This window comes from Vibrio splendidus 12E03 (genome assembly GCF_000272105.2).
Classification (GTDB): Bacteria; Pseudomonadota; Gammaproteobacteria; order Enterobacterales; family Vibrionaceae; genus Vibrio; species Vibrio splendidus_I.
Genome location: NZ_AJZD02000183.1, coordinates 1 through 25,412, shown reverse-complemented (window position 1 = coordinate 25,412; position 25,412 = coordinate 1). Strand labels below are relative to the sequence as shown.

The 25,412-nt window shown below is 43.9% G+C and carries 21 protein-coding genes and 1 riboswitch; of the genes, 10 read left to right on the top strand and 11 right to left on the bottom strand.

The genetic code is table 11. From position 1 onward, the window contains the following. Nucleotides 1–172: 172 nt before the first annotated feature. The 4 genes from mukB to cmoM form a co-directional block, all read right to left on the bottom strand. A complete protein-coding gene (gene mukB, locus A142_RS12710) occupies nucleotides 173–4,633 on the bottom strand; it encodes a chromosome partition protein MukB (RefSeq protein WP_019821012.1) in 4,461 nt (1,486 codons plus the stop codon). After that, nucleotides 4,630–5,436, bottom strand: a complete 807-nt coding sequence (gene mukE, locus A142_RS12705; RefSeq protein ID WP_019821010.1) for a chromosome partition protein MukE — start codon at nucleotides 5,434–5,436, stop codon at nucleotides 4,630–4,632. The genes mukB and mukE overlap by 4 nt, the downstream gene beginning before the upstream one ends. Further along, entirely contained in the window at nucleotides 5,417–6,754 is a 1,338-nt protein-coding gene (gene mukF, locus A142_RS12700) for a chromosome partition protein MukF (RefSeq protein ID WP_017055049.1), read from the bottom strand. The genes mukE and mukF overlap by 20 nt, the downstream gene beginning before the upstream one ends. Nucleotides 6,755–6,879: 125 nt before the next feature. Further along, the gene (gene cmoM / locus A142_RS12695) at nucleotides 6,880–7,665 is read right to left on the bottom strand and encodes a tRNA uridine 5-oxyacetic acid(34) methyltransferase CmoM (protein WP_019821007.1); all 786 of its coding nucleotides are present in this window, start codon (nucleotides 7,663–7,665) and stop codon (nucleotides 6,880–6,882) included. A 115-nt stretch (nucleotides 7,666–7,780) separates the two neighbouring features. Here cmoM and elyC point away from each other — a divergent pair, with 115 nt between their 5' ends. Beyond that, nucleotides 7,781–8,632 (top strand): envelope biogenesis factor ElyC, encoded by an 852-nt coding sequence (gene elyC, locus A142_RS12690; RefSeq protein WP_029405338.1) that lies wholly within the window; start codon nucleotides 7,781–7,783, stop codon nucleotides 8,630–8,632. A 165-nt stretch (nucleotides 8,633–8,797) separates the two neighbouring features. Here the strand turns inward: elyC and torR are convergent, their stop codons facing one another. Continuing rightward, nucleotides 8,798–9,511 carry a two-component system response regulator TorR gene (gene torR, locus A142_RS12685; RefSeq protein WP_017067841.1) on the bottom strand — a complete coding sequence of 238 codons (714 nt, stop codon included), beginning with the start codon at nucleotides 9,509–9,511 and terminating at the stop codon, nucleotides 8,798–8,800. Between the two features lie 257 nt (nucleotides 9,512–9,768). Between torR and torD the strand changes: the two genes are divergently transcribed. The 5 genes from torD to A142_RS12660 all read left to right on the top strand — a co-directional run bounded on the left by torD (nucleotide 9,769) and on the right by A142_RS12660 (nucleotide 13,890). Then, nucleotides 9,769–10,416 carry a molecular chaperone TorD gene (gene torD, locus A142_RS12680; protein ID WP_019820999.1) on the top strand — a complete coding sequence of 216 codons (648 nt, stop codon included), beginning with the start codon at nucleotides 9,769–9,771 and terminating at the stop codon, nucleotides 10,414–10,416. Nucleotides 10,417–10,731: 315 nt separating this feature from the next. Beyond that, a complete protein-coding gene (gene purR, locus A142_RS12675; RefSeq protein WP_017062096.1) occupies nucleotides 10,732–11,736 on the top strand; it encodes an HTH-type transcriptional repressor PurR in 1,005 nt (334 codons plus the stop codon). A 170-nt stretch (nucleotides 11,737–11,906) separates the two neighbouring features. Next, a riboswitch (cyclic di-GMP riboswitch) is annotated at nucleotides 11,907–11,992 on the top strand. Nucleotides 11,993–12,119: 127 nt separating this feature from the next. Next, nucleotides 12,120–12,710 (top strand): TfoX/Sxy family DNA transformation protein, encoded by a 591-nt coding sequence (locus tag A142_RS12670; RefSeq protein ID WP_019820997.1) that lies wholly within the window; start codon nucleotides 12,120–12,122, stop codon nucleotides 12,708–12,710. A gap of 134 nt (nucleotides 12,711–12,844) precedes the next feature. Continuing rightward, complete coding sequence (locus A142_RS12665) at nucleotides 12,845–13,525, top strand: TVP38/TMEM64 family protein (protein ID WP_029405337.1); 681 nt, start codon at nucleotides 12,845–12,847, stop codon at nucleotides 13,523–13,525. Between the two features lie 47 nt (nucleotides 13,526–13,572). Continuing rightward, the gene (locus A142_RS12660; protein WP_017111051.1) at nucleotides 13,573–13,890 is read left to right on the top strand and encodes a DUF2007 domain-containing protein; all 318 of its coding nucleotides are present in this window, start codon (nucleotides 13,573–13,575) and stop codon (nucleotides 13,888–13,890) included. Nucleotides 13,891–14,020: 130 nt separating this feature from the next. Here A142_RS12660 and A142_RS12655 read toward each other — a convergent pair whose 3' ends face one another. The 4 genes from A142_RS12655 to topA form a co-directional block, all read right to left on the bottom strand. Beyond that, entirely contained in the window at nucleotides 14,021–14,818 is a 798-nt protein-coding gene (locus tag A142_RS12655) for an alpha/beta fold hydrolase (RefSeq protein ID WP_017062100.1), read from the bottom strand. A gap of 286 nt (nucleotides 14,819–15,104) precedes the next feature. Next, complete coding sequence (gene glgA / locus A142_RS12650) at nucleotides 15,105–16,559, bottom strand: glycogen synthase GlgA (RefSeq protein ID WP_019820990.1); 1,455 nt, start codon at nucleotides 16,557–16,559, stop codon at nucleotides 15,105–15,107. Continuing rightward, nucleotides 16,549–17,778 (bottom strand): glucose-1-phosphate adenylyltransferase, encoded by a 1,230-nt coding sequence (gene glgC, locus A142_RS12645; protein ID WP_080582251.1) that lies wholly within the window; start codon nucleotides 17,776–17,778, stop codon nucleotides 16,549–16,551. Before glgC ends, glgA begins: the two co-directional genes overlap by 11 nt. Before the next feature lie 524 nt (nucleotides 17,779–18,302). Further along, nucleotides 18,303–20,933, bottom strand: coding sequence for a type I DNA topoisomerase (gene topA / locus A142_RS12640; RefSeq protein ID WP_019820987.1), 2,631 nt, complete (start codon nucleotides 20,931–20,933; stop codon nucleotides 18,303–18,305). A gap of 439 nt (nucleotides 20,934–21,372) precedes the next feature. Between topA and A142_RS12635 the strand changes: the two genes are divergently transcribed. After that, nucleotides 21,373–21,618 (top strand): YciN family protein, encoded by a 246-nt coding sequence (locus A142_RS12635; RefSeq protein WP_017062104.1) that lies wholly within the window; start codon nucleotides 21,373–21,375, stop codon nucleotides 21,616–21,618. Between the two features lie 45 nt (nucleotides 21,619–21,663). Here A142_RS12635 and aroA read toward each other — a convergent pair whose 3' ends face one another. Beyond that, nucleotides 21,664–22,944: a 3-phosphoshikimate 1-carboxyvinyltransferase gene (gene aroA / locus A142_RS12630; protein WP_019820985.1), complete on the bottom strand. Its 1,281-nt coding sequence runs from the start codon at nucleotides 22,942–22,944 to the stop codon at nucleotides 21,664–21,666. 162 nt (nucleotides 22,945–23,106) lie between these two features. After that, nucleotides 23,107–23,544: a glycine zipper 2TM domain-containing protein gene (locus A142_RS12625; protein WP_019820982.1), complete on the bottom strand. Its 438-nt coding sequence runs from the start codon at nucleotides 23,542–23,544 to the stop codon at nucleotides 23,107–23,109. Between the two features lie 53 nt (nucleotides 23,545–23,597). Between A142_RS12625 and aat the strand changes: the two genes are divergently transcribed. From aat to infA, 3 genes are all read left to right on the top strand, one after another. Beyond that, nucleotides 23,598–24,308: a leucyl/phenylalanyl-tRNA--protein transferase gene (aat, locus tag A142_RS12620; protein ID WP_019820980.1), complete on the top strand. Its 711-nt coding sequence runs from the start codon at nucleotides 23,598–23,600 to the stop codon at nucleotides 24,306–24,308. Further along, on the top strand, nucleotides 24,308–25,006 hold the full coding sequence (locus A142_RS12615; protein WP_029405336.1) for an arginyltransferase: 699 nt from the start codon (nucleotides 24,308–24,310) through the stop codon (nucleotides 25,004–25,006). The genes aat and A142_RS12615 overlap by 1 nt, the downstream gene beginning before the upstream one ends. Before the next feature lie 81 nt (nucleotides 25,007–25,087). Then, the gene (infA, locus tag A142_RS12610) at nucleotides 25,088–25,306 is read left to right on the top strand and encodes a translation initiation factor IF-1 (RefSeq protein ID WP_001040192.1); all 219 of its coding nucleotides are present in this window, start codon (nucleotides 25,088–25,090) and stop codon (nucleotides 25,304–25,306) included. Nucleotides 25,307–25,412: the final 106 nt, after the last annotated feature.

Genomic DNA, 25,412 nt, shown 5'->3' with positions numbered 1-25,412 from the left:
TAACCCTAATGTATGAGTGGTCTTATCAGTAAGTCAAAGAGGGCTAGACACGAAGTATATTAAGTGGATTGCACAAAGGGAGTTAGAACAATTGCAGAACGCTAGACTTAGGTACTAAAAAGCCCCTAATGATTAGGGGCTATGAATTAGTATCGTTGAATCGCTATCGAGCTTATTGCTCAGTTTCTTCGATAAGCTCTTGCACTGGAGATGCAGGTTTGTTTTGAGCAAAACCTCGCAAACCAACAACGTGTACATGTTCGTGATCTTTGAAGACCTTACGTACCAGTTTGTAGGTTGTACCTTTCTCTGGGCTGATGTTCTCAGGGGCTGCAATCAGAAGCTGCATACCTAGACGGTCACACAGTTCAAACAACGTAGAGATAGATTTCGCATCCAGACGTGCTGCTTCATCGAGGAACAACAAGCGACATGGAACGATGTCTTTACTACGAAGTCGACGTGACTCTTCTTCCCAGCTCTGAACCACCATCAGTAGGATAGATTGACCGGTACCGATCGCCTCACCCGTAGAAAGTGCTCCTGATTCCGCTTGTAGCCAGCCATCTGAACCACGGTTAACTTCAACACTGAGTTCTAAGTAGTTACGGTAATCCAGCAACTCTTCACCCAGAACTTGCGGAGAACGTTGACCCATATCGATATGTGGGTTCACACGTTGGAACAATTTCGCCATTGCTTCTGAGAAGGTGAAGCGCGTTGATTCAAACAAGTCTTTGTGCTGCTCTTGCTGAGTCGCTAGCCCTGACAGCAAGATTTCGTGGCTTTCACGGATCTTAACGTTTAGACGCACGCCCTTAACCTGACCAAAGTAGATGTTAGACAGACCTTGGTTTAGCATTCGAATACGGTTCTGCTCACGCTGAATCGTCTTCTTAATGATGCTTGCTACCGACTCAGAGCTGATCGCTAAGCGATTTTCACGCTGCGTCAGTTCTTCTGTTAATCGAGCGAGCTCAACTTCCATCTCTTCGATTGCTTCAACCGGATCATCCGTATGAATGATGTCTTGGCGAATACGTTCGCGAAGATGTTGATAAACTGCAATATAGAACAGAACTTTACGCTCTGGATGTGCGTTGTCTTCCGATAGACGCAGCGAATCACGTAAGTCGTCATTGTCAGCTACAGCCAGACGTAGCGCACCCAGTGATTTATCCGACATCGAGCGAAGCTCGCCCGCTGTTAGGTAAGCCAGCTCACGCTTATGAAGACGACGTTCAACATCATTTTCACGAGCTAAGCGAAGTACTGAACACCAACCTGCTTTTGCTGCAACAACGAAGGTACGAAGCTCTGTGTACTCTTTCTGAACTTTCTTAAGACGCTTAGCTAGGGCTTTCATCTCAAGTTCTGTTGACGTAATCGTACGCTCGTATTCGCTCTTACGGCTGCGAGATGTGTGCAGACGTTCTTGAAGTTCGTCACGACGACGTACAGCACGCTCTTCAGCGCCTTCGTCAGCGTTTACGCCAAACTCTTGTAGCTCTTGTTTGAACTCTTGAACCGTCTCTTGCTTCGCTTGATGTGAGCTCTTCAGTGCCGCCAATACTTGGTTGTATTGGTTCATCTGTTCGCGAGCTTGCTTCAAACCATCGCGGCCTTTGGTTCTTGCTTGTTCAGCTTGAACCAGTTTCGCTTTTAATTGCTCGCTCAGTTCACTGCTCTTGTTAAGCAAATCAACAGAGTCCGCGTAAGCAAAGTAGTGACGACGCTCAATCAAATCAGACAACGCGAACACTTTGCCTTTTAGCGTTTGTAGCGCGTTATCGGCTTGACGATATTCGGCTTCCAAAGCTTCGAACTGCTCTGGGTCAGCGTCTAGTGCAGATACGATTTGCTCTAGAGAAGTAAGCGCTTTGCCGTGCGTATTCAAGTAAGACTTAGCTTCACTTAAACGCTCTAGTTGTGCTTCTAATTCAGCTAAGCGCTCAGCCAATGTTTCGTCTTCTAAAATACGAACCATTGGAGCTAATTTATCTAGCGCACCTAGTGCCTGCTTGCTTTGTAGAAGCTGACTGCGTTGCTGCTGCTCTTTAGAGTTAAGCTCAGCCAGAGAACGAACAATTTGATTACGCTTATCACGAATCGCAGCAAGTGCTTGTTCTGGGTCTGCGTTAAACGCAACGTGCAGGTGCTTCGCAACAAAGCTGTTGAATGCTTGATATAGGCGATTCAGCTTTTGAGAGTCAAACGCTGCTTTCGCGTGGTTCTCAACAACAACGTCACGCTCTTCGCGCAATTTCTCTAGACGTTGTTCACGAGCCGCACGGCCAAACAGTGGGATCTCAGGGAAACGTGAGTAACGCATTTGGCGATCGTTCAGCTGAACACATACTGCGCCTTCAAGCTCATCGGCATTGAATGAACTGTCATCAAACGCGTCGACATCGCCTTCTAGGATGTAAAGGTCTTCTGGACAATCATCAAGATCCACCAGCTTCTCTTTAATACCATCAAGATCAGAAACCACAATTGCGTGACGAGCTGGGCCGTACATCGCACTGAAGTACGGCGCATCACCAATCGTGATGTCATCGTAGATCTCAGAAAGCAACACGCCACCAAGCGTATCCGCCAGACCTTTCAAACGAGGATCGTTAGAGCCACCTGGAGAAGCTAAACGCTCAATCTCTTGCTCAAGTTCAGCTCGGCGAGTTGCCAGTTGATCTTTAGCCACCGCTTGAGACTTTTCATCTTCAAGCACTTGTTGCATTTGCGTCATCACCGCTTGGCTATCTTCTAGCTCAGCTTCGGTTTGATCTCTTAACGATTCAAGCGCATCGTTTGCTGTGATCCAAGCAGGAGCAATGGATTCAAGCTTTTGAATCTCTTGGTCGTGATTTTGCTGAACACGACGTTGCTCACTCTTGGCTTCACGCAGCTCTTCTTGAGCATACTCAAGCGTTTCGATCTGCATGGCATGACGTTCGCGTTCTTCTTCGAAAACCGCTTCGTCAATCAGTGAAATGTTGTGTTGCTTTTGGTATTCAGTTGCTAGCTCTTTCGCTTGACGTTGCTGCGCTACGTCACGAGCCATGTCACGGTGTTGAGCACGCCATTGCTGTTCGTTTTCAACAACATGTTTAGCGTTGCGGCCTTTTTCTAGAGCTTGCTTAGCGCTATGAGACGCTTCTTTACGCTCAACGTCACCAACAATGCTCTTAACCAAAAACAGCGCTTTATCGAACTGTGCAGAAGCTGCTGAAGACATGTCTAGCTTGTGCTTAGTAGACAGTAACTTTTGTGTGCTTGACTCTTCTTGTGCTTTTAACTCAGAAACCAAGGTTAACGCGCTTTCTGCCGTAATAGATTCATCACCTAGCAACTGCTTGGTTTTCTCTAATGCTTGAACCGCTTGCTGGTATTGAAGTGCGCGAGTCTGCTGAACATCTAACGCTTGTTGGTAATCAGCAAGCTGAGTTTTCAGGCTATCCACTTCTTCTTCAGTAATGGTTGCCTGCTCTTCTGCAAGAAGTACTCGCTCTTGAGCTTCTTCAACCACCATCATCTGCTCTTCTAGACGCTCATTAAGCTCTTCTAGATCTTCGCTGTAGCGAGCAATTTTCTCTTGCTGACGAAGGGCAGTTTGAACCAATTGAAGGTGATCCGAAGCCGCTTGGTAGTCTTGTTCTAGAGACGATTCTTGATCCACCAGCAACTCAAGTTCTTCTTGAACTCGATTCAACAGGTTGTTTTGCTCAAGTAAAGTTTCACGCGAACCAAACAGTTCACCACGGAACTTCATGGTTTGATCTAACTTATTGCGACGATCGTTCGCATGGCGCATGTAGTCTGCTGCCACGTAGTTAGTCGATTCAGTGATCAAATGCTTGAACAAATCACGATCCGACTGAGTTGTCTTGATCGCTTCTAGCGTCATGCGGTTCTCACGCAGTGCCGATTCCATATCTTGGAATGCTTTCTTCACACCACCATTTTGCGGCAGAAGGTAATCACGCAGAGAACGTGTAATCGCACTTGAGATACCACCGTAAAGTGATGCCTCAATGAGACGGTAGAACTTAGAGCGGTCGCTGCTGTTACGCAGTTTCTTGGGTACCACACCGTATTCGAACATCTGTGAGTGGTAATCCACAATCGAAGAGAACGCTTTAAAATGTGCGCCTTCGTATTGCGCTACCGCCGCTTTCACGTCATTCAACTGACATACACGTGCGTGGCTGTCTGAAACATTCTGAATCAATACATCCGTTGGTTTCACATGGCTTGGAAGGCCTTGGATAACGAACGGTTTGATGTCGACTTTCTTATCACGACCCGCGACTTGCTGCAGTTTTACTGCAAACAATAGGCGTTGGTTACGAGAGTTCACAACATCTAGCGCGGCATAACATGCGCCTGGCTGAAGCTTACCGTAAAGGCCTTTATCACGAGATGACTGCGAGCTACCCGCTTCCGTTGTGTTACGGAAATGCAGAAGGCTTTGGTCAGGGATCAGTGCTGTGATGAATGCCGCCATTGTGGTCGACTTACCCGCACCGTTACCGCCAGAAAGCGTTGTAACCAATCCATCAATATCAAAAGTACGCGCAAAGAAGCCGTTCCAGTTGACCATGGTTAATGATTGATACTTACCTCTTTCAATCATGCTTCACCTTCTACTTTTGTTTGTTCGCCAGCGTTTGACTCAAGGTCAAAGTCAGCTTGATCGTTAAAAATGTCTTGTTGACCGTTTTCGTCTACGTCTGCATCTACTTCTGATGTGGCTTCCGCTTGTTCTTCATTCAACAAACTACCTTGGTTAGGCTCTTGGGTATGCACCACAGCTTCACCATCACGGATAAGACGTAATTGCGCTTCTTTCATGTCGTCACCAACACGAACGTCAGCGCCGAAACGGAATACTGCTTCGCTGATACGGAACTTGCCAGTTTCACCAATCGCAATCAACATGCCGATACGGCGTAAACGACGCAGAGAAGTACGTACTTTTTCAAACAGCTTTTCTTTGTCTAAGTCAGAACCAGACGCACGGTTGGTTGCTAGCTTCATAAGTTTTTTCTCATCCGCTAAAGACATCAATTCATCAAACAGTTCTTGGTTGGTGAAGATACCTTCATGAGCCAGACGTTCTGGGCTTAGGTATAAGAAACACAACACCTTACCAACCAACATGTCGAGCTCAGACAACACACTACGACCAATCAGAGACGTAGAACGCGGACGCAAGTAAAAGAAACCTTCCGGCGCTTTTACCAATTCCGTATTGTAGCGTTGATAGAAATGCTGAAGTTCCACTTCGAAATCAGACAGCAACGCGTGGTTATCTAGATCTTCTGTTGAAACATGCTTACCTGAACGCAGCATGCTATCTAGCGCAGGGAACAGTGGGTTCGCTATCGCTTTTACCAGTTTCTCTGGCATGTAATCATCAGTACTTGTTAATGACATTTGCTTGTACCTTTGCACCGAAATCGTTGATTGCCTGCCAATCTGGCTGAATAGCCTGATAGTCAGACTCTGAGTAACCTAAGCGTACGGCTTGGTCGACAACAATTCTGGCTAAATCAAAATGGTGTGTGCGAGGGTGTGCAGCGAGGTAATCGCGTAACACAAGGCCAAGATCAATTGGCGCGCCTTGCTGTTTGTGAGCTTTTAACATCTCTGCAATTCGATCTGAAAGCAGGTCATTCACTTGCTCAAATTCTTCGTACTCTACGTCGATTGGTGCTTGTCCCATCACTTCGTCATCACGAAGCACTAAGGCTTCATCACGAAGATCCGTCAGCTTCTCAGCATCGGCGTAGGTCAAAAGCCAAGGCGCATCAAAGTAGTCGGTAACCGACTGACGCAAGCGTTGGCTAAAGGCACGGTTTTTATCCATATCAATCGCGGTACGAATAAACTTGTGAACATGGCGGTCGTAGCCGATCCATAAATCGATGGCTTGTTGGCCCCAACTGGTGATTCGGTCTAGCTTCATCTGCAAGCCGAACAGGGTTTCGCCAACGAACTCGAGTTCATCATCACCGTAAACAATTTCTTGAATATCGAGGATCTGTGTTTGCAGTTCATCACCCGCCGCTTGCAAGGTGTCTTGCAATTCTTTCAGCGTGGAAGAGGTTTCTGAAAGCAAGGTTTCACAGTTGTTAATCGCCTCTCGCCAATCCTTGTTTAAAAGGTCGGCAATTTGCTGTTTAACGGTTTGCTGCTGCTCATCCATAACACGTTGGTTAAGATCAATCTGATCGAAAATTTCACCAACAGAATACTTGAGCACGCCGTAAACATTCTTTCTCCAATGCCCTGGAGTTCCGCCTTTTTGTGCAGCTTCAATGGCTTTTGCCATCTCGTCCGCAACCATAGAAAGCTGGATAGACAGTTTCAACTTAGAGAACTGACGGTGGCGTAAATAATAATCTGAAATACCAATCGCCAATGGTGATAAGCGATAAATACTCGCACCATCGGTGATTTCGCTGGTAAAGCGGCTAATCAACTTCTGTTTAACTAACTCGTTGATGGCATTGTTGGCACGAAACGCAGACGCTTCGCCAGTATCTTCAAACAGTCGAGTGACGATGGTAAATGCATCGTGCAGTTCCCCCTCGCCCAACTCTTCATCGAACCTTTCATTGCTTAGTACTGCGATAGCAATCAAAAATGCTAAGCGCTCTGGTGGCAAGTTTAATGAAAAATCATGCTGCTTGACCCAGCCCACCAACTCATCAATTGGCTGCTCTTCGGCAGTTTGAGTCATTTCACTCATTGTGGTTCCTGTTACTGTTCTTCGTCATATCGAATGTATTAGATATGACGCCTATTTCTTTATGACGCGGGCTTCTTACGATTGCAGAGCGCATGTTGTGGCTTCTTTTACCACATTCAGCGCTGTTATTGCGCAGGTTTTTGAGCCCAAACGTGAATATAACGGCCTAGTGACAGATATGGCTCTTGGCGACATAGCTGTTTTTCCAGTTCCAATACATCTTCAAATTGGTAATCGCCCATGTACTCCATATTACCTATGTAGTCACTGAAGGAACGAATGCCTGATTTACCACAGATTTCTAGACCAGCGTCTTCTATCCATTGATAAACCTCTTCCGGCTTCAAGCCTTTTTGTGGTTGCAGCTTAAACCGTTTTCGATGTGGCATCCCATTCAATACATGAGGAATGTTGCCACAAATCACATTTTTCAGGACTAATCCGTGGTGGTTGTAAAACATTATCGAGGCAACGCCACCGGGGTTTACTTGCCCCAATAATAAATCAAGCGCCTCTTTAGGATTTGCTAGCCATTCCATTACGGCATGAAACATCACAAAATCGACTTTATCGTCGAGATGTTCTGCAACTTTTTGTACCGGAGAATGGATAAATCGATACTGCTCTAACAAACCCGCTTCGTTGATACTTTCTTCTGCAAGCTTAAGCATTTCAGAAGAGAGGTCGCACAGAGAAACCTTATGTCCAAGTGCGGCGATTTTCTGCGACATCTGTGCAAGACCACCTCCTGCATCAAGCACATGCAATGGCGAAGCTGATTGCTCAAATTTGCTCAAAGCTTGTTCTAAATCTTCCCATACGATGATCTGACGGATCTCTCCTTTGTCAGAGCCGTAAATATTTTTTGCAAATTTGTGGGCAATATCGTCGAAATTACGGTCTTCAGTCACGGCTACTTGAGTTATTATGTCCTATCGTGCCTGCTATTCTGTCACAGGAATTTCAGGAATAAAGAGGCGATGTCTCTTTTTACTACTAAGTGATGTTTTTTCGGACTATTCGGATATGTTTGAGCTGAAAAAAGTAGTGTCTTCGCTATTGATGCCACTGCCAGCAATGTTAATTCTCGCTTTTCTGGGTTTAGCCCTAGTGATGTTTACTACCAAAAGGAAGACGGGTTGTCTAATCACCCTTTCAGCCCTATGTGGTATTTTCCTAATCGCTTTCCAACCAGTTTCTAGTCAACTTTTAATGCCAATGGAAAGGCAACACACCGCATTTTTACCTGTCGATGAAACCGTCGATTACGTGATGGTTCTCGGAAGTGGTCACGTCGTAGACGACCAAATTCCACCGACATCAGAACTTAGCCGCACCGGCCTGATGCGTTTAAGTGAAGGGATTCGTATTCTACGTCTTTATCCTGGTGCAAAACTCATTTTGTCTGGCTATGGCGCAGGCACTGAAGTCAGTAACGCAAGAATGATGGCTAAAGTTGCATTAGCACTTGGCGTAGCAAAGCCAAACATCATTCTGCTTGAAACAGCAAAAGACACCTGGGAAGAAGCACGCCAAGCCGCTGCGTTCGTTAAGAATAAAAGAATGGTGTTGGTGACTTCAGCGAGCCATATGACTCGCGCACTGAACGAATTCAATGCTGCTGGAATGAAACCACTGCCGGCACCAACTAACTACCTTGCACAAGAAGGTATTGTTGAGCCTTGGAACAAGTACATGCCAAAAGCTCTTTACCTTGAGCAGACTGAGCGTTACTGGCACGAAACCATGGGATTGGTTTGGCAAAGCCTGCGTGATTGGCTAGATACAAGCAATGACATTGTTGAAGAGCCTGTTATTCCAGAAGCTTCCAGCTTAATTGAAGATGACGGTGACGTTTCTGCGGCTCAGCCTCAATAAGCCCATTGAATCTTTAAACTCATCTGAGCAGACAGAGTCGCCAAGTATTTGTAGATTCTCTGGTCGTTAACAGTAAAAGCTGAGTAATAAAAAAGCCGAGACATCAATGATGTCTCGGCTTTTTACGTTTAAATGTCGTTGTTAATTAATCACTCCCGAAGGAAATCAATCACCAGCGAACATGTAACCTTCACCGTGAACCGTCACAAAAATTTGTGGGTTCTTAGGATCGAACTCCATTTTTGCACGCATACGACGAATCAGCACGTCGATAGTACGGTCATTAGGCGCGTCCACTCGGTGACTGATCATATTCAGAATACGTTCGCGGCTTAATACTTGGTTAGGGTAAGAAGACAACGCCACTAGCAGTTCGTATTCTGCTTTGGTCAGTTTCACCGGTTCGCCGTTTTTGCTTAACGCACGACGAGGGATATCAAATGTCCACTCACCAAAACGAACCACAGACTCATCTGATGTTTCTTCTACAGCGCCCGCTGCTGTTTTACGAGCAGCAGAGATACGCCAAAGTAGGTTTTTAACTCGAACTAATAACTCGCGAAGTTCGAAGGGTTTAGTAACGTAATCGTCAGCGCCCATTTCAAGGCCAACGATCTTGTCGATGCTATCCGTGCGTCCAGTAACTAAAATAATTCCAATGTCTGATTGACTGCGTAATTCGCGAGTTAGCATCAATCCATCTTCGCCTGGTAAGTTGATGTCCAGCATAATGAGGTCAACGTTGTTTTCTTCTAACACGTTTCTCATTTGAGCGCCGCTTTCTGCTTCGCTCACTGTATAACCCTCGTTCTGGAAGTATCCAACCAGTTTACTGCGGGTTACCACATCATCTTCTACGACTAATACGTGATAGCTCATCTACACCACTTTTCTTATTTAATAGTTTCAGTGACTATTCTATTCATAACTAGTAACAATTCTAGTGGTACAGAAGATAAAAGCCAGAAACATGGATTTTTTTTGATACAAGACAATCTTAAACCTTGCTATTTATCGTCCATCGCAATTCAATATAGGTATTACTACTAACGAGTGACTTTGTGTTCGATAAGTATCACTGTTTAGTTAGCCTTCATACCCTAAGTATGACGAAAGATGATATTAGGATTATTTAAATGAAAGATACGAAAGCGTTCAACGAGCAAAGAGCAGAAATATACTGGTGGCTATCAAGCTTGTTCGCCAAAGAACTGACTCAAGAAGAACTCGATCACTACCACTCTGTTGAAATTCGTTCTTTCCTAACTGGTCTAGGCGAAAATGAAACACTAAAGCCAGCGATTGATAAGCTAGTGGATGCGCTTAACCGCCTACAAACACGTGAAGATGCTCAACTAGAATTGTCTGCAGACTTTTGCGATCTTTTCTTAAAAACAGATAAACACGGTGCTCTTCCTTACGCTTCTATGTATATCGGTGAAACTGGCCTTTTGAATGATAAGCCTGCAAAAGATATGGAAGAGATCATGGCTAAGCACAATTTAGTGGTGAACCAAGATCTAAAAGAGCCAGCAGACCACATTGCTATCGAACTCGATTTCCTTGGTAACTTGATCATTCGTTCAAACGAAACGGATATTGAAGAAGAGCTAGAGAATTCATTTGCCGTTCAACAGCAGTTTATCGAACAACAACTGCTGACTTGGGTACCAAAGTTCAACGTGAAATGTCATGACGTTGATGAATTCGGTTTCTACGCCTCCGTCTCATCTTTGCTACTCGCATTCTGTCAATTAGACACTCAATATTTAGCTGGTGAATAGCTTATTGGATGACTAGGTAAATAAATTCAGTAGAATGTGACAATTCACCCGGATTTCTGGGTGAATTTTATTGCGAGTAATTTCTAGTCAGTCTAAAATTGTGACCGCAAACGATAAAATATGAAACATTCACGAAATGCTATGCTTATTAAAGTTCAGAGCATTTCGGTGTTAAGACAAGCCGCTCAATAGCGGTTTTTTGTTTTTTAGCACTTTAGTACCCAAAGAGCCCTACAAATTTAAGCTCTTAGTTAGGTAGCTTAACGGCTACTTTATTCCGTACTTTGGGAAAGTAGCTTCTAATAGGATAAAACCATGGCCACTATAAAAGATGTCGCTCGCTTAGCCGGCGTATCAACAACAACCGTTTCTCACGTAATCAACAAAACTCGCTTTGTTGCAGAAGCAACTCAAGAAAAAGTAAACAAAGCCGTAGATGAACTGAACTATGCACCAAGTGCTGTCGCTCGTAGTTTGAAGTGTAATACAACACGCACCATCGGCATGCTAGTGACTCAATCAACTAACCTATTCTTCTCTGAAGTTATCGATGGTGTTGAGAGCTACTGCTACCGTCAAGGTTACACTTTGATCCTGTGTAATACGGGCGGTATCTATGAGAAGCAACGTGACTATATTCGAATGCTTGCAGAGAAACGTGTAGATGGCATCTTAGTTATGTGTTCTGACCTAACTGAAGAACTAAGAGAGATGTTAGACCGTCACGCTGACATCCCTAAAGTTATCATGGACTGGGGCCCAGAGAGCTCTCAGGCTGATAAGATCATCGATAACTCTGAAGAAGGTGGCTACCTAGCGACCAAATACCTTATTGAACGCGGTCACTCTAAGATTGCATGTTTAAGTGGCCACTTAGACAAAGCAGCATGTGTTGAACGTATTGCCGGTTACAAGCGCGCACTGAATGAAGCAAAGATTTCTGCTGATGAAAATATGATCATCGAAGGTAACTTCGAGTGTGATACGGCTGTTCTTGCTGCAGAACAAATCGTTGAGATGGAAGATCGTCCAACAGCGGTATTCTGCTTTAACGACACAATGGCACTCGGCTTAATGAGCCGCCTGCAAGAAAAAGGCATTCGCATTCCAGAAGATATCTCAGTGATCGGTTACGACAATATCGAACTGGCTGAATACTTCTCTCCGCCGCTAACGACCGTTCACCAACCAAAACGTCGTGTTGGTAAGAATGCATTCGAAATTCTATTAGAGCGCATCAAAGACAAAGACCACGAAAAACGCGTCTTCGAAATGCACCCTGAAATTGTTGAACGAAGTACAGTTAAAACGTTAAATTAATTGATAATTCGAGTTTAATTTCATCAAGCGCACCTTTAGGTGCGCTTTTTTTATCAGCAACTATAATGAACCCAGATGCACAACAGAAAGATCATTAATTGAAGCAATATCACATTTTGAAATATCAACTGTGAGCTTCATTCAACAAAAACTTTATTCTATTCAATCAGTCACGCACAGGGCAAACCACTCGAAAGAGTGAGACGCAAAGCTTCCGGCCTAAACCACTCGTTGGTATGGTAGCGGGGTTACCGATGGCAAAATGCAGTAACTACTAATAATTTGGTAATTTACGGCTTATTGACAATTTAATTGCAACATTTTGCTAATCTCTCGGACCTGCTTATTTGGTGGCGTAGTTCAAATACACCGAGATAAATAACATGGATAAACCGATACTAAAGGACTCGATGAAGTTATTTGAGTCCCTAGGAAAAATAAAATCACGCTCAATGTTTGGTGGCTTCGGTCTTTTTGCTGATGACACTATGTTTGCTCTGGTTGTAAATGACCAGTTGCACATACGCGCAGACAAAGGCACAACGAAACAATTCGAACAACAAGGGTTTCAACCGTACGTCTACAAAAAACGTGGTTTCCCTGTCGTTACTAAATATTTCGCTTTACCTGAAGGCCTCTGGCAAGACCAAGAGAAAATCTTGCAGCTTGCAACCACGTCTCTAGGTTTTGCTAAAGAAGAAAAAGCTGAGCAGTCTTCTGCTAAGCCGACCCGACTCAAAGATCTGCCTAATCTTCGACTCGCTACCGAGCGTATGTTGAAAAAGGCAGGCATCGATTCTGTAGAACGTTTATATGAATCTGGCTCTGTAAACGCATTTAACGCCATCAAAGAATCGCATGCGTCTTCTGTCAGTATTGAATTACTTTGGGCGCTAGAAGGCGCGATCAATGGTACACATTGGTCTGTTATACCGCAGCAGCGTCGCGAAGAGCTTATCAATCGCGTCAATTAACTTTGTCAGTGCAATCTATATACATAACTAAGCCGCATTTACTGCGGCTTTTTTTATATCTGGTGAAAGTTAATCTATGCTTTGCCTGTCTATCTATACTATCGGTATGCATTGAAAATTTAGAGGAAGTATCAATGAGTAAGAAAATAATATTAGGTATTGTGTTGGTCGTAACCATCGTGTTGTTAGGCATTAATTTCGGCCAATACTTAACGCTTGAAAATGCTAAGGCCCAACAAGCTGTGTTAAATGACTATATTGACAGCAACTTTATTGCTGCCGCCGCTATCTATTTTGTCGCGTATGTAATGATTACAGCTTTCTCCATTCCTGGTGCCGCTGTTGTGACCCTATTAGGCGCCGCGCTATTTGGCTTCTGGAATAGCTTGCTGCTGGTATCTTTCGCGAGTGCGATCGGTGCGACTTTAGCCTTCTTAAGTAGCCGTTACCTATTGCGTGACTGGATTCAAACCAAGTTTGGTGACAAATTGGCGACGATTAACAAGGGGGTTGAAAAAGACGGCGCGTTTTACCTATTTTCTCTGCGTCTGATCCCTGTATTCCCATTTTTCCTTATTAACCTATTGATGGGTCTAACACCGATGTCAGTGAGTCGTTACTACATTACGAGTCAAATCGGGATGTTACCGGGGACGGCGGTTTTCTTGAATGCTGGTACTCAGCTCGCAGAAATTGATTCACTTTCGGGCATCGTCTCCCCTTCAGTACTATTGTCATTTGCGTTATTGGGGATATTCCCAATAGTTGCTAAATGGTTGATGGGTAAGTTTCGCTCAGCACCCGTAGCTGAATAATTTATAATAGCCAAACAACACAGATAGCCGAATAAGGTTCTATTTCAATGAAAATCTTCAGTGCATCGAATCCGACAGAAGCTCATATCATCTGTGGATTGTTAGAAAGCGAGAATATTGCCTGTGAAGTCCGTGGTGAAGGGTTATTCGGATTGAAAGGGGAAATCCCATTTACGGAAGAAACTGACCCTTACGTGTGGTTATATGAGCCAGAATTGGCCAGTAAAGCTCGCACAATCGTCAATGACTACCAAAAACAGCAAGATTCTATCATCTATGAAGAGTGGCGTTGTGGTGAGTGTCATGAAGTCAACGAAGCGCAATTCGGCTCTTGTTGGCAGTGCGGTGCTGCTTCACCCGAATAGCAGAGTTTCAGTGACCTTATAAGACAATTAGGCCGATACCTCCTCCAAATAAAAACGGGAAGCTAAAATTAGCTTCCCGTTTTTATTTCAATTCGATTCAATCATTATCTTTGATTTCGCGTTTAGAAAATCACTGGATTTGTTTTTGAATAAACGCAATCGAACGCTGATTAAACTCTTCAGGGTTTTCCACGTTACATACGTGCCCACAATTCGGAATCTCTACTAGCTCGCTCGACTCATGCGCTGCGACCATTTCTTTAACTGGTTTGATGAACATGTAATCTCGCTCACCCATCAAATACAAAGTCGGAATCGGCAACTCTCTGTCTTTGAAATATTTCATCAATGGGTTTACATCAGCAGTTAATATAAACCATCGTTTAAACTCTTTTTGACACAGTTTTTTCGCTTCACGGATAAACAGGTGACGAGACTCTTTCTGGCTTTTTTGTGGCATAACAACGTAAGCAAAAAGGCTGTATAACCACATATAAGGAATGATGTGCTTGCTGAGGTTACCCAGCTTGATTAAGACTTGAGAACGAGTGTTGAGTTTAGTCACGGCACCACCCAGCACCATTGAGCGTACACGACCGGCCGCTAATTCGGCAACGTTACGCACAATAATCGTACCCAAAGACATGCCGACGAAATGTGCAGAACGGATTTTAAGATGGTCTAACACTTTAAGAATATCAAGCGTCACCGATTTAAACGTATAACGATTCGAAATCAGCCCTTTAAGTATATTGTCTGATTTACCATGCCCTCTCAGATCAATGAGAAGTAAGTTGAAGTGCTGTTTATACGCTTTGATCTGCTTGAACCAGATGGAGGAACTGCCTCCTGCGCCATGCACAAATACAACCCACTCATCGCTCGTAGGGTGAGTAAATGTTTTATGAAATAGTAAACTCTCAGACATACCTATCGCTTTAATTATTGGAATGGAGCTGTGCCTCATCACGAGGCGATGACTAAGGATATCACGCTATTAAGAACTTTAAGTGATAATAGTGTCAAACCTATCATTAGTCATGTGAATACCTACCCCACCTTTTCTACCTGACTAAAATGAGTTTGCAAGCTTTGTCTTCGTAAACGTGATGTGCTCTGACCAGGAAATAAAAAAGGCACTCTACGATTAGAGCGCCTTCATTTATTGCGAGCTGTTGTTGTCCGCTAGCTAATTTTAATGCTAAGTCAACAAGTTAAAGTGCTGAATGGTACATAGTGAGGTATTCTTTAGCCGCATCTTCCCAACTAAAATCTTGCTGCATCGCATAAAGCTGGACACGCTTAATTTCAGATGGGTTTTGTGCATAAAGCAATAATGAACGATGTAACACAGCTAATAGCGCTTGCGGTTTTGGCTCTTCAAAAGCAAACCCAGTCGCGACTTCAGGATCCTCATCGTAATCATTCACGCTGTCTTTTAAACCTCCCACAGAACGAACAATCGGCAAAGTACCGTAAGCCATGCTGTAGATTTGGTTTAAACCACACGGTTCAAATTCCGAAGGCATCAAGAAGAAATCAGAGCCCGCTTCAACCAAATGCGCAAGTTCATTATTGTACGCTTCTACGAACGAGAACTTATCTGAGTGAAGTGCTGATAGCTCTTTCAATTGACTCGCCAAAACCGGATCGCCAGTACCGACAATCACGATCTGAAGGTCATTTTTCAAAAACTGTTCGATGATAGGCAGTAAGTAATGAACACCTTTCTGATTCGTCAGGCGACAAACCATGCCATAAACCGCGCAATCGGCAACGGGTAAACCCACGTCTTGTTGCAGCTTTTGCTTACAAGCTGATTTTCCGCGAGCCATACTATGCTTGGTCGCTTTGTATTTACGAGGAAGGAAAGCGTCTGTTTCCGGGTTCCAAGCCCCGTAATCACACCCATTCAAAATGCCGAACAGATCAGCCGATCTGTGTTGGAATTCTGCAGCCATACCGTGGCTACCTAATTCCGTTTTCAACTCTTCTGCATAGGTAGGACTTACTGCGTTCACTTTATCCGCACACATCACGCCAGCTCTTAACATAGTGACATGAGTGTCACTCACTGAAGCTTCCGGCACATTGTAGCTGTGCATCTCAGGTAGGAATTGCAGTTCGTCGTATGCAAACACACCTTTGAAAACCGCATTGTGAATCGAGATAACACTGCGCGTATTTTCAAAGAAATCGTGTTGTTGATAACGCGATTTAAGCAAGAAAGGTACAAAACCAGTATGCCAGTCGTTTGCATGAATGATATCCGGTTGAAAACCAAGCTTAGGAAGCATATCAAGACAGGCTGCACTGAAGAACGAGAAGCGCTCTCCGTTATCAGCATAAGCTTGATTGTTTTCTGCGTACATTTCTTGACGGTCGAAATATTTGGCACATTCAATACCAAAAACTGGAACGCCTTCTACGCTCAGTTTTTTAACTTGGTAAGCCGTATGAGGCCAATGATCGAGTTCAGTCGATAAAATAACTTCTGCTGAATCAATGTTTGGAATATTTCTATATGCGGGGATAGTCACTCGAACGTCCTGTTCGAGTGTTTGCAACGCTTTCGGTAGTGCCTTGGCTACATCAGCCAAGCCACCACTTTTAATCAAGCCTTCAACTTCAGACGCTACAAAAAGTACCGAGAGAGTCTTAGTAACCAACTCGTGCTCCTTTAGAAATCACTACAACACCATCGTCAGATACATGGTAATGCTTTTTGTCTTCTGTCAGATTCACACCAATCTGTGTACCCGGTGCGATATCTGCATCTTTATCAATGATAACGCGGCGCAAGATACAACCCTCACCCACTTTTACATCACCGAGTAAGATACTTTCGCTGATATCACACGCTGATGCGATATTGCTGCGGAAGCCCAGTACACTCTTTTCAATACGCGAACCACGTACATAACTACCGCTACACACAAGGCTATCAATGATCTGAATTCGACCATTTGCCGAATCAGTAAACGTAGCTGGTGGTAGTGGCGGGTAATAAGTATGTAGAGGCCATTTACGGTTGTATAGCGAGAATGGCGCATCTTTCTTAAGAAGGTCCATGTGCGCTTGCCAGTACGCGTCAATCGTACCTACATCGCGCCAGTAAACTTCTTCTTTCTCACCAGTAATACGGTTGGTGCTGAAATCATAAACAAACACATCACCACGTGGGAACATGTTTGGAATAATGTCTTTGCCGAAATCGTGTGTCGAACCTTCTCTATCAGCATCTTCCGTTAGTTCAGCAAAAAGCTCTTTCGCTTCGAACACGTAGTTGCCCATTGAAACAAGCGCTGATTCTGGATCGCCCGGAATCGACTTCGGATTTGCAGGTTTCTCTTCAAAGCCAATCATACGGCCGTCAGCATCAACCTCAATAACACCGAATTCTGATGCTTCAGCAAGCGGCATGCGCAATGCTGATACTGTTAGAGCCGCTTTCTTCTCTTTATGGAAATCAAGCATCTGTTTGATGTCCATCTTATAGATATGGTCTGAACCAAAAATACATACTTGATCAGGTTCTTCCAACTCCATAAAGCCCATGTTTTGGTAGATAGCATCTGCTGTGCCTTCATACCAACGCTTTCCTTTACGCATTTGCGCAGGAATTGGGTCGATAAAACGGTCGGTTATACCACTGATATTCCAGCCTTTTTTCATATGGTGGAACAGTGACTGTGACTTAAATTGTGTTAATACATAGATCTTCATTAGATCAGCATTAACGAAGTTGTTCAAAGCGAAATCAATTAAGCGGTAACTACCACCGAAAGGAACCGAGGGTTTGCTGCGAGATTCAGTTAAAGGTCTTAAGCGAGAGCCTTCACCACCAGCAAGAATCATTCCCAATACACCAGCCATTTTATTCTCCATATATCTATAGCTTGTCGATGTTAGTACTCGTAGAGGTATCTTCCTCTGGGGGATGAGCACCAACACTTATTTCGGTATTTAGCGAATATCCATTCACATACAGTGACAATATCCTAAGCCAAACGTTGTTATGTGTGCACTATTCTTTGCACTTGGTTTTATATACGTTATCGACTTTTCGGCCGAATTCAATTTTTAATACGCCATTCTGTGGTACGTAAGCTGATTGCTTTCCTAAGACTTAAAGCAGCTCACATTACACCGTCCAGACGAAACATTACATTAACACCCAACACACATCAGGTATACAACTAAACGCTGATCTGTGAGTTACAATATTTTAATTAAGTTACATACTCGTTAAAGTTGCATAAGAAGATCTAATTAATTGCCATTATTTATTTTACGATGTGAATTTAATAAATTCTCGCAGACGAAACACCAAATCAACAAGTTGCATATTTAGTCATATTGAGATCAAAAAAAAGCAGCCATTAGGCTGCTTTTTCATCAATAACGTTCAGTTACTTCTCTTTAGGCTTTTTACGCTTATCCGTAACTTCCCACTTACCGTCGATGTACAACGCAGTCCAACCGGACGGTTTTCCATCTACTTCAGTACGCACGTAGTTTTCTTTGGTCTTACGACTAAAACGAACCACTGTCGGCTTACCATCAGGGTCAGCAACTGGCGCTGATGCTAGGTATTGGAACTTAGGTGAGATACGGTCTTTAAAACGAACCAGCTCTTCCACTAATGGTGCACGTGTTTCACGTGATTTAGGGAAATTGCTCGCCGCCATAAACAGACCAGAAGCACCATCACGAAGAACAAAGTACGCGTCTGAATTTTCACATGGAAGTTCAGGGAAATGCACCGGGTCTTCTTTCGGTGGCGCTACTTCGCCATTTTTCAGAATCTTACGAGTGTTCTTACAATCTTCACTCGTACAGTCCATGTATTTACCAAAACGACCGTTCTTCAGAACCATGTCAGAACCACACTTGTCACACTCAACAAGTGGACCATCGTAGCCTTTCACTTTAAATTCGCCGAACTCAACCACATAACCTTCACAGTTCGGGTTGTTACCACATACGTGCATCTTACGCTTATCATCGATTAGATAAGCATCCATCGCCGTTTCACAAATCGGACAACGCTTCTTAGCTCGAAGTGCTGCAGTTTCAACGTCTTCTTCAAGCACGTTGATAATGCCTTCTTCATCACCAAGGTTGATTGTTGTCTTACAACGCTCTTTTGGTGGAAGCGCATAACCAGAACAACCTAGGAATACGCCTGTCGAAGCAGTACGAATACCCATTTTACGGCCACACGTCGGACACTCAATATCGGTTTCAACGATATGATTTGGCTTCATGCCACCTGCGTCTTCGTCTAAATCTGCTTTTTCCAAATCGCCAGTAAAGTCTTCGAAGAAGTTATCTAGCACGCCTTTCCAGCTTGCTTCGCCTTCTGCGATTTGGTCTAACTTCTGCTCCATACGAGCGGTGAAGTCGTAGTTCATCAGGTCATTGAAACTGCCATCTAAACGGTCAGTTACAATTTCGCCCATCTTCTCAGCATAGAAACGGCGCTGTTCAACTTTCACATAACCACGATCTTGAATCGTCGAGATGATTGATGCGTATGTTGAAGGACGACCAATACCACGCTTCTCGAGCTCTTTAACTAGCGCCGCTTCAGTGAAACGAGCCGGTGGCTTGGTGAAATGCTGCTTAGGATCTAGCGCAACTAGATCGAGCTTATCGCCAATCTGCACTGCAGGAAGAATGGTATCTTCGTTTTTGCCCATTGGACGCTGAACACGAGTCCAACCATCAAACTTAAGAATACGACCTTTCGCTTTTAACGTGTACTCGTCAGCTTTAACACTTACTGTCGTTGAATCGTATTGTGCCGGTGTCATTTGACACGCAACGAATTGATTCCAAATCAGTGAATAAAGCTTGTGTGCGTCTGCGTCTACGCCGTTTAGGTCTTCCGACTTAACATCTACACTTGAAGGACGAATCGCTTCGTGGGCCTCTTGAGCGCCCTCTTTACTGCCGTATACAAGTGCTTTAGGTGGAAGATATTGAGCGCCGTATTCAGAACCAATGTATTCACGAGCCGCTTCTACCGCTTCTGAACTCAAGTTGGTTGAGTCAGTACGCATATAAGTGATGTAACCCGCTTCATACAGGCGTTGAGCCAGCATCATGGTTTTCTTTACGCCATAACCAAGACGCGTACTCGCCGCTTGTTGCAGCGTCGACGTGATGTAAGGTGCAGAAGGCTTACTCTTAGTTGGGCGGTCTTCACGTTTACATACTTCGTATTGTGCTTTTTCTAAAACGCTAACAGCAGCTTGTGTTTGCGCTTCATTTTCAGGTTTAAACGCAACACCGTCTTTCTGTGCTACTTGCAATCTAAAGTCTGTTTTCTCTGCTGTTTTGGTATCAGCGTGCACATCCCAGAATTCTTCAGGGATAAAGGCATTGATCTCGCGCTCACGCTCTACCAATAGTTTTACAGCTACTGATTGAACACGGCCAGCGGACAGGCCTCGTGCTACTTTTTTCCAAAGTAGAGGTGACACCATAAAGCCAACAACACGGTCCATAAAACGTCGTGCTTGTTGTGCGTTTACGCCATCAATGTTTAGCTCACCAGGAGTTTCGAAAGCTTGTTGAATTGCATTTTTGGTGATTTCGTTAAAAACCACTCGCTTGTATCGCGTTTCATCGCCACCGATGATCTCACGAAGGTGCCATGCGATAGCTTCTCCTTCGCGGTCCAAATCGGTTGCGAGATAAACATGGTCTGCGTTCTCAGCCAGTTTTTGCAATTCAGCAACGACTTTCTCTTTGCCTGGTAGGATTTGGTAGTTCGCTTCCCACTCTTTATATGGGTTGATACCCATTTTTTTGATAAGAGCTTTGCGATCTTTTTCTTTCTTGATACGAGCTTTCTCTTCAGGGCTCATACCTTTGGTTGAAACTGCAGCAGCCTTTTGACCAGTACTTTGACCTGCCGTCGGTAAATCACGTACGTGACCTACACTCGACTTAACGACAAAGTCTTTGCCAAGATATTTATTGATAGTTTTAGCCTTGGCTGGCGACTCCACTATAACGAGCGATTTACCCATATTGACTCTAACGTCCTTAATCACGATGCTTCAGCACCAACAATTTAGCTTGTGGGCTTTTACGCATGATATTCTAAATTCATTGCTTCTTTTTTTACTATTGTGCGAGATTACTAGAAGATCAACCGCTTTTTTCAAAATTGGATCTGATCGCTCGACAATTCGACGACTCATAGATAAAAGGGTCACAATATAAAGAAGCTATAAAGTACTCGCTAAGAATACTTGCAAGAGCCTATTCATCAGGCATTACGTCTAAACGGGCTCATACTAAGCTTGTCCGCGAATCTAACGCGAGCCCCATTCAATTATTTTTGCCGTAAATCACAAAATAAATTGTGGATGTTTGAAAAGACTCTCTTAATCGGTTGTGAAATCATTGAATTTCTAGTTCGACACCATAAACTCAACGTTATATTCAGTTATCAGAGATAAACTCATGACAAAGAAAGTAATAGCAGAATTTGATTTACTGCTTATCGCAAACCAAATTATCCAATCACATGATGACTACATTGAAGGCATGCGCGCAAACAGCGTAGTAGAAAAAGACGATGTACTCGTCTTCAAAGGTGAATACTTCTTAGATAGCAATGGAATGCCGACTGAGAATACAACTGCGGTATTTAACATGTTTAAATACCTAGCGCACCACCTTTCGAAAGAATTTACAATTCAGCAGTAATTAAAAAGCTTGCCATTTAGGCAAGCTTTTTTTGTTCCTGAATCTTTATAAACTTAGCATTTTCAGCTTGTCGAAGTAATCCGGGAATGTCTTTGACGTACAGCCTGGGTCATTAATCGTCACAGGCGTATCACTCAAAGCAACCAGCGAGAAACACATCGCCATACGGTGGTCATCGTAAGTATCAATCGCCGCGTGAGTCAATTCAGCAACAGGGTTAACAATGATGTAATCTTCACCCTCTTCAACCTCTGCACCGACTTTACGTAGTTCGGTTGCCATCGCAGCCAAACGGTCTGTCTCCTTCACACGCCAGTTGTAGACGTTACGGATTGCCGTTGTGCCTTTAGCAAACAATGCAGTTGTCGCGATAGTCATCGCTGCATCTGGAATATGGTTATAGTCCATATCAATGCCTTTCAGCTCACCACAACGAGAGATAACATAGTCGTCACCCCATTCGATTTCAGCACCCATTTTCTCAAGTGCATCAGCGAATTGGATATCACCCTGGATACTGTTTTTACCAATACCTGTGACCTTAATCTCACCACCTTTAATCGCAGCTGCCGCAAGGAAATATGACGCAGATGATGCATCACCTTCAACCAAGAAATCACCCGGTGCTGAGTAAGATTGCCCCGTCGGGATCACAAACTCTTGGTAATCATTATTGATCACGTCCACACCAAATTGTTTCATGATGTGTAGGGTGATATCGATGTAAGGTTTTGAAACCAATTCACCGTCAATTTTGATGGTTACTTCACCTTCAGCTAACGGTGCAGCCATCAAAAATGCCGTCAAGAATTGGCTAGAGATAGAACCATCGATAGAAACTGTCCCGCTTTTAAGGCCAGTACCTGTGATCTTCAATGGTGGGTAGTTTTCGTTTTCTAAGTATTCAACGTTGGCACCGGCTTCTCGTAATGCAGTGACTAGGTGGCCAATTGGGCGCTCTTTCATGCGCGGCTCACCTGTAAGAACGAATTCACCGCGACCTAAACATAGCGCAGCCGCCAGTGGACGCATCGCCGTACCCGCGTTACCTAAGAAAAGCTCTAGGGCTTTGTCACTTGAGAATGCACCACCAACACCTGTCACTTCACAAACGGTTTTATCTGCAGACAACTGGTAATCAACACCTAACTGCGTCAATGCATTCAACATATGACGAATATCATCGCTGTCTAGCAAGTTTGTTAGGCGAGTGGTTCCCGTAGAAAGTGCAGCCAAAAGAAGTGCACGGTTGGAAACGCTTTTTGAACCAGGTAGGTTAACTTCCCCGTTCACTTTTTGAATTGGTTGTAACGTAAGGCTTTCCATTAAATCTTATAGTCCTTGTACCACCCGAAGTCACTGGCGCGTATTTATTTTCGGGTGATGAATAATTCTTCGTACTTGCAGACTAACGAACTTTTCCAACGAACTCCAGAGCTAATCCCGCTCAAACCGATGATTAATTAGCCAATCAATTGCATTTACATACTAGTACGCGATGTCAACTCGAACACCATCTGAAAAATAGAGAATTCGTACATCATCGCCTCGGTTGAACAACATCGAGTTATCGACATCTTGGATGATGTTGACCAACTTGTCGTCTTTGGTTTTGACCAGTAACTCGACCAGTTTGTACTCAACTTTATACTGTGTGTTACCTCGGTTACGAGCAATACCCGCACCTGCTACTGCACCGACAGCTGTCGCCACTTCTTTACCGGTGCCGCCGCCAAACTGATTACCAATCAAGCCACCAATCGCCGCACCTAATAAGGTTTCCCAACCATTCGCTTTCGATTCAACGATTTCCTGTTGAGTGATGTATCTAACCGTATCGATCTCACCATAAACTACTTCGTTTCTGCTGTAAGCTGCATTTGCCAACATAGGCAAAACAAGTAAAATCCAAAGCAACTTCTTCATGGTAAAACTCCTAAAGACCTCTTGGTCAGTGATTAATCTGTAATGCGGTACTTATGACTATATACCTAACCGAACTTGATACTACTAGTATAGAGTTTCCTTCGCCCTTCGACGCGCTTGATGAACCCAACGGTCTGCTCGCCTTCGGTGGTGATTTATCACCAATGCGAATTTTAAACGCTTATAGCCAAGGGATATTTCCATGGTATGGCCCAGGTGAGCCTATACTTTGGTGGAGCCCTGCACCGCGAGCGGTATTTAATCCTAAGACATTCGAACCGTCAAAAAGTCTTAAAAAGTTTCAAAGAAAGCACAATTACCGTGTCAGCATCAACCAAGCGACGGACAGAGTAATTGGGTATTGCTCTTCACTAAGACCCGAAGAAGAAACCTGGCTAAACAGTGACATGCAGTCAGCCTACCGCAAACTCGCTTCATTAGGTTTCTGCCACTCGGTTGAGGTTTGGCAAGATGATGAGCTAATCGGCGGACTTTATGGCTTACAAAGAGGCCAAGTCTTTTGCGGTGAATCGATGTTCAGCCTAAAGAGCAATGCCTCTAAAATTGCGCTGTGGTACTTTTGTGAACACTTTACACAATTCGGCGGACAAATGATTGATTGCCAAGTCATGAACCCTCACTTGGAATCCTTAGGCGCTATCGAGGTTGATAGGGATGAATTCCTAGGTTCCCTGCAATTACTCAAAGAATTCTCCGTTAACGATGCATGCTTTAAAACCCAATGGCTAAAGGAAATGCCTTAATGAATCCAGATTTACAACAAATCAGAATTGGATTAACAGACAATCACGCTTGCAGCTACTTATCTCACCTCGAAGAGAGAGTGGCGGTCACGCTTGATGAACACATGCACACCTCAGATAACTATGAAGTTCTGCTTGCGAATGGATTTCGCCGCAGTGGAGCAACCATTTATAAGCCACATTGCGATAATTGCTCAGCATGCCAAGCGATTCGGCTTTCTATTCCTGAGGTAAAGCTTTCCAAAAGCCAACGACGAATCCTTAACAAGGGAAAATCACTGCGTTGGGAACTGAAAGATGAGATGGATGACAACTGGTTTGATTTATACAGTCGGTATATCACCGCTCGTCACCGTTCGGGAACCATGTATCCACCAAAGAAAGAAGAGTTTCTACAGTTCTCTAAAAATGAGTGGCTTACTACAAAGTTCATGCATATCTATGATGAGAACAAGTTGGTTGCTATCGCCGTAACCGACATCATGACTCACTGTACAAGCGCATTTTATACCTTCTTCGATCCTGATATCGACATTTCGATGGGAACACTTGGCGTTCTATTTCAGATCCAACATGCCCAGAAAGAACAAAAACAATGGTTATATTTGGGTTATCAAATCGATGAATGCCCTGCGATGAACTATAAAGTACGATTTCAACGTCATCAAAGGCTAGTAAATCAGCGGTGGCAAGGGTAGAATACGCGACAACTTTACATATTTTGATTTTAACGGCACAATCAAGCCGTTGAAAACCGCCAAATTTCGAAAGAGGATTAGATGGCTAAAGAAGACGTAATCGAGATGCAAGGCACTGTCCTTGATACTCTACCAAACACAATGTTCCGTGTTGAGCTTGAAAACGGTCACGTAGTGACAGCACACATCTCTGGTAAAATGCGTAAGAACTACATCCGTATTCTTACTGGTGATAAAGTAACTGTTGAGATGACTCCATACGACCTTTCTAAAGGCCGCATCGTCTTCCGTGCTCGTTAATTTTTAATTATCGACTACGATAAGAAGCGGAGCTTAATGCTCCGTTTTTTATCGCCTAAATTTTTTACCACTCCAACATCTCTCGCATCTCTCGCATCTCTCGCAT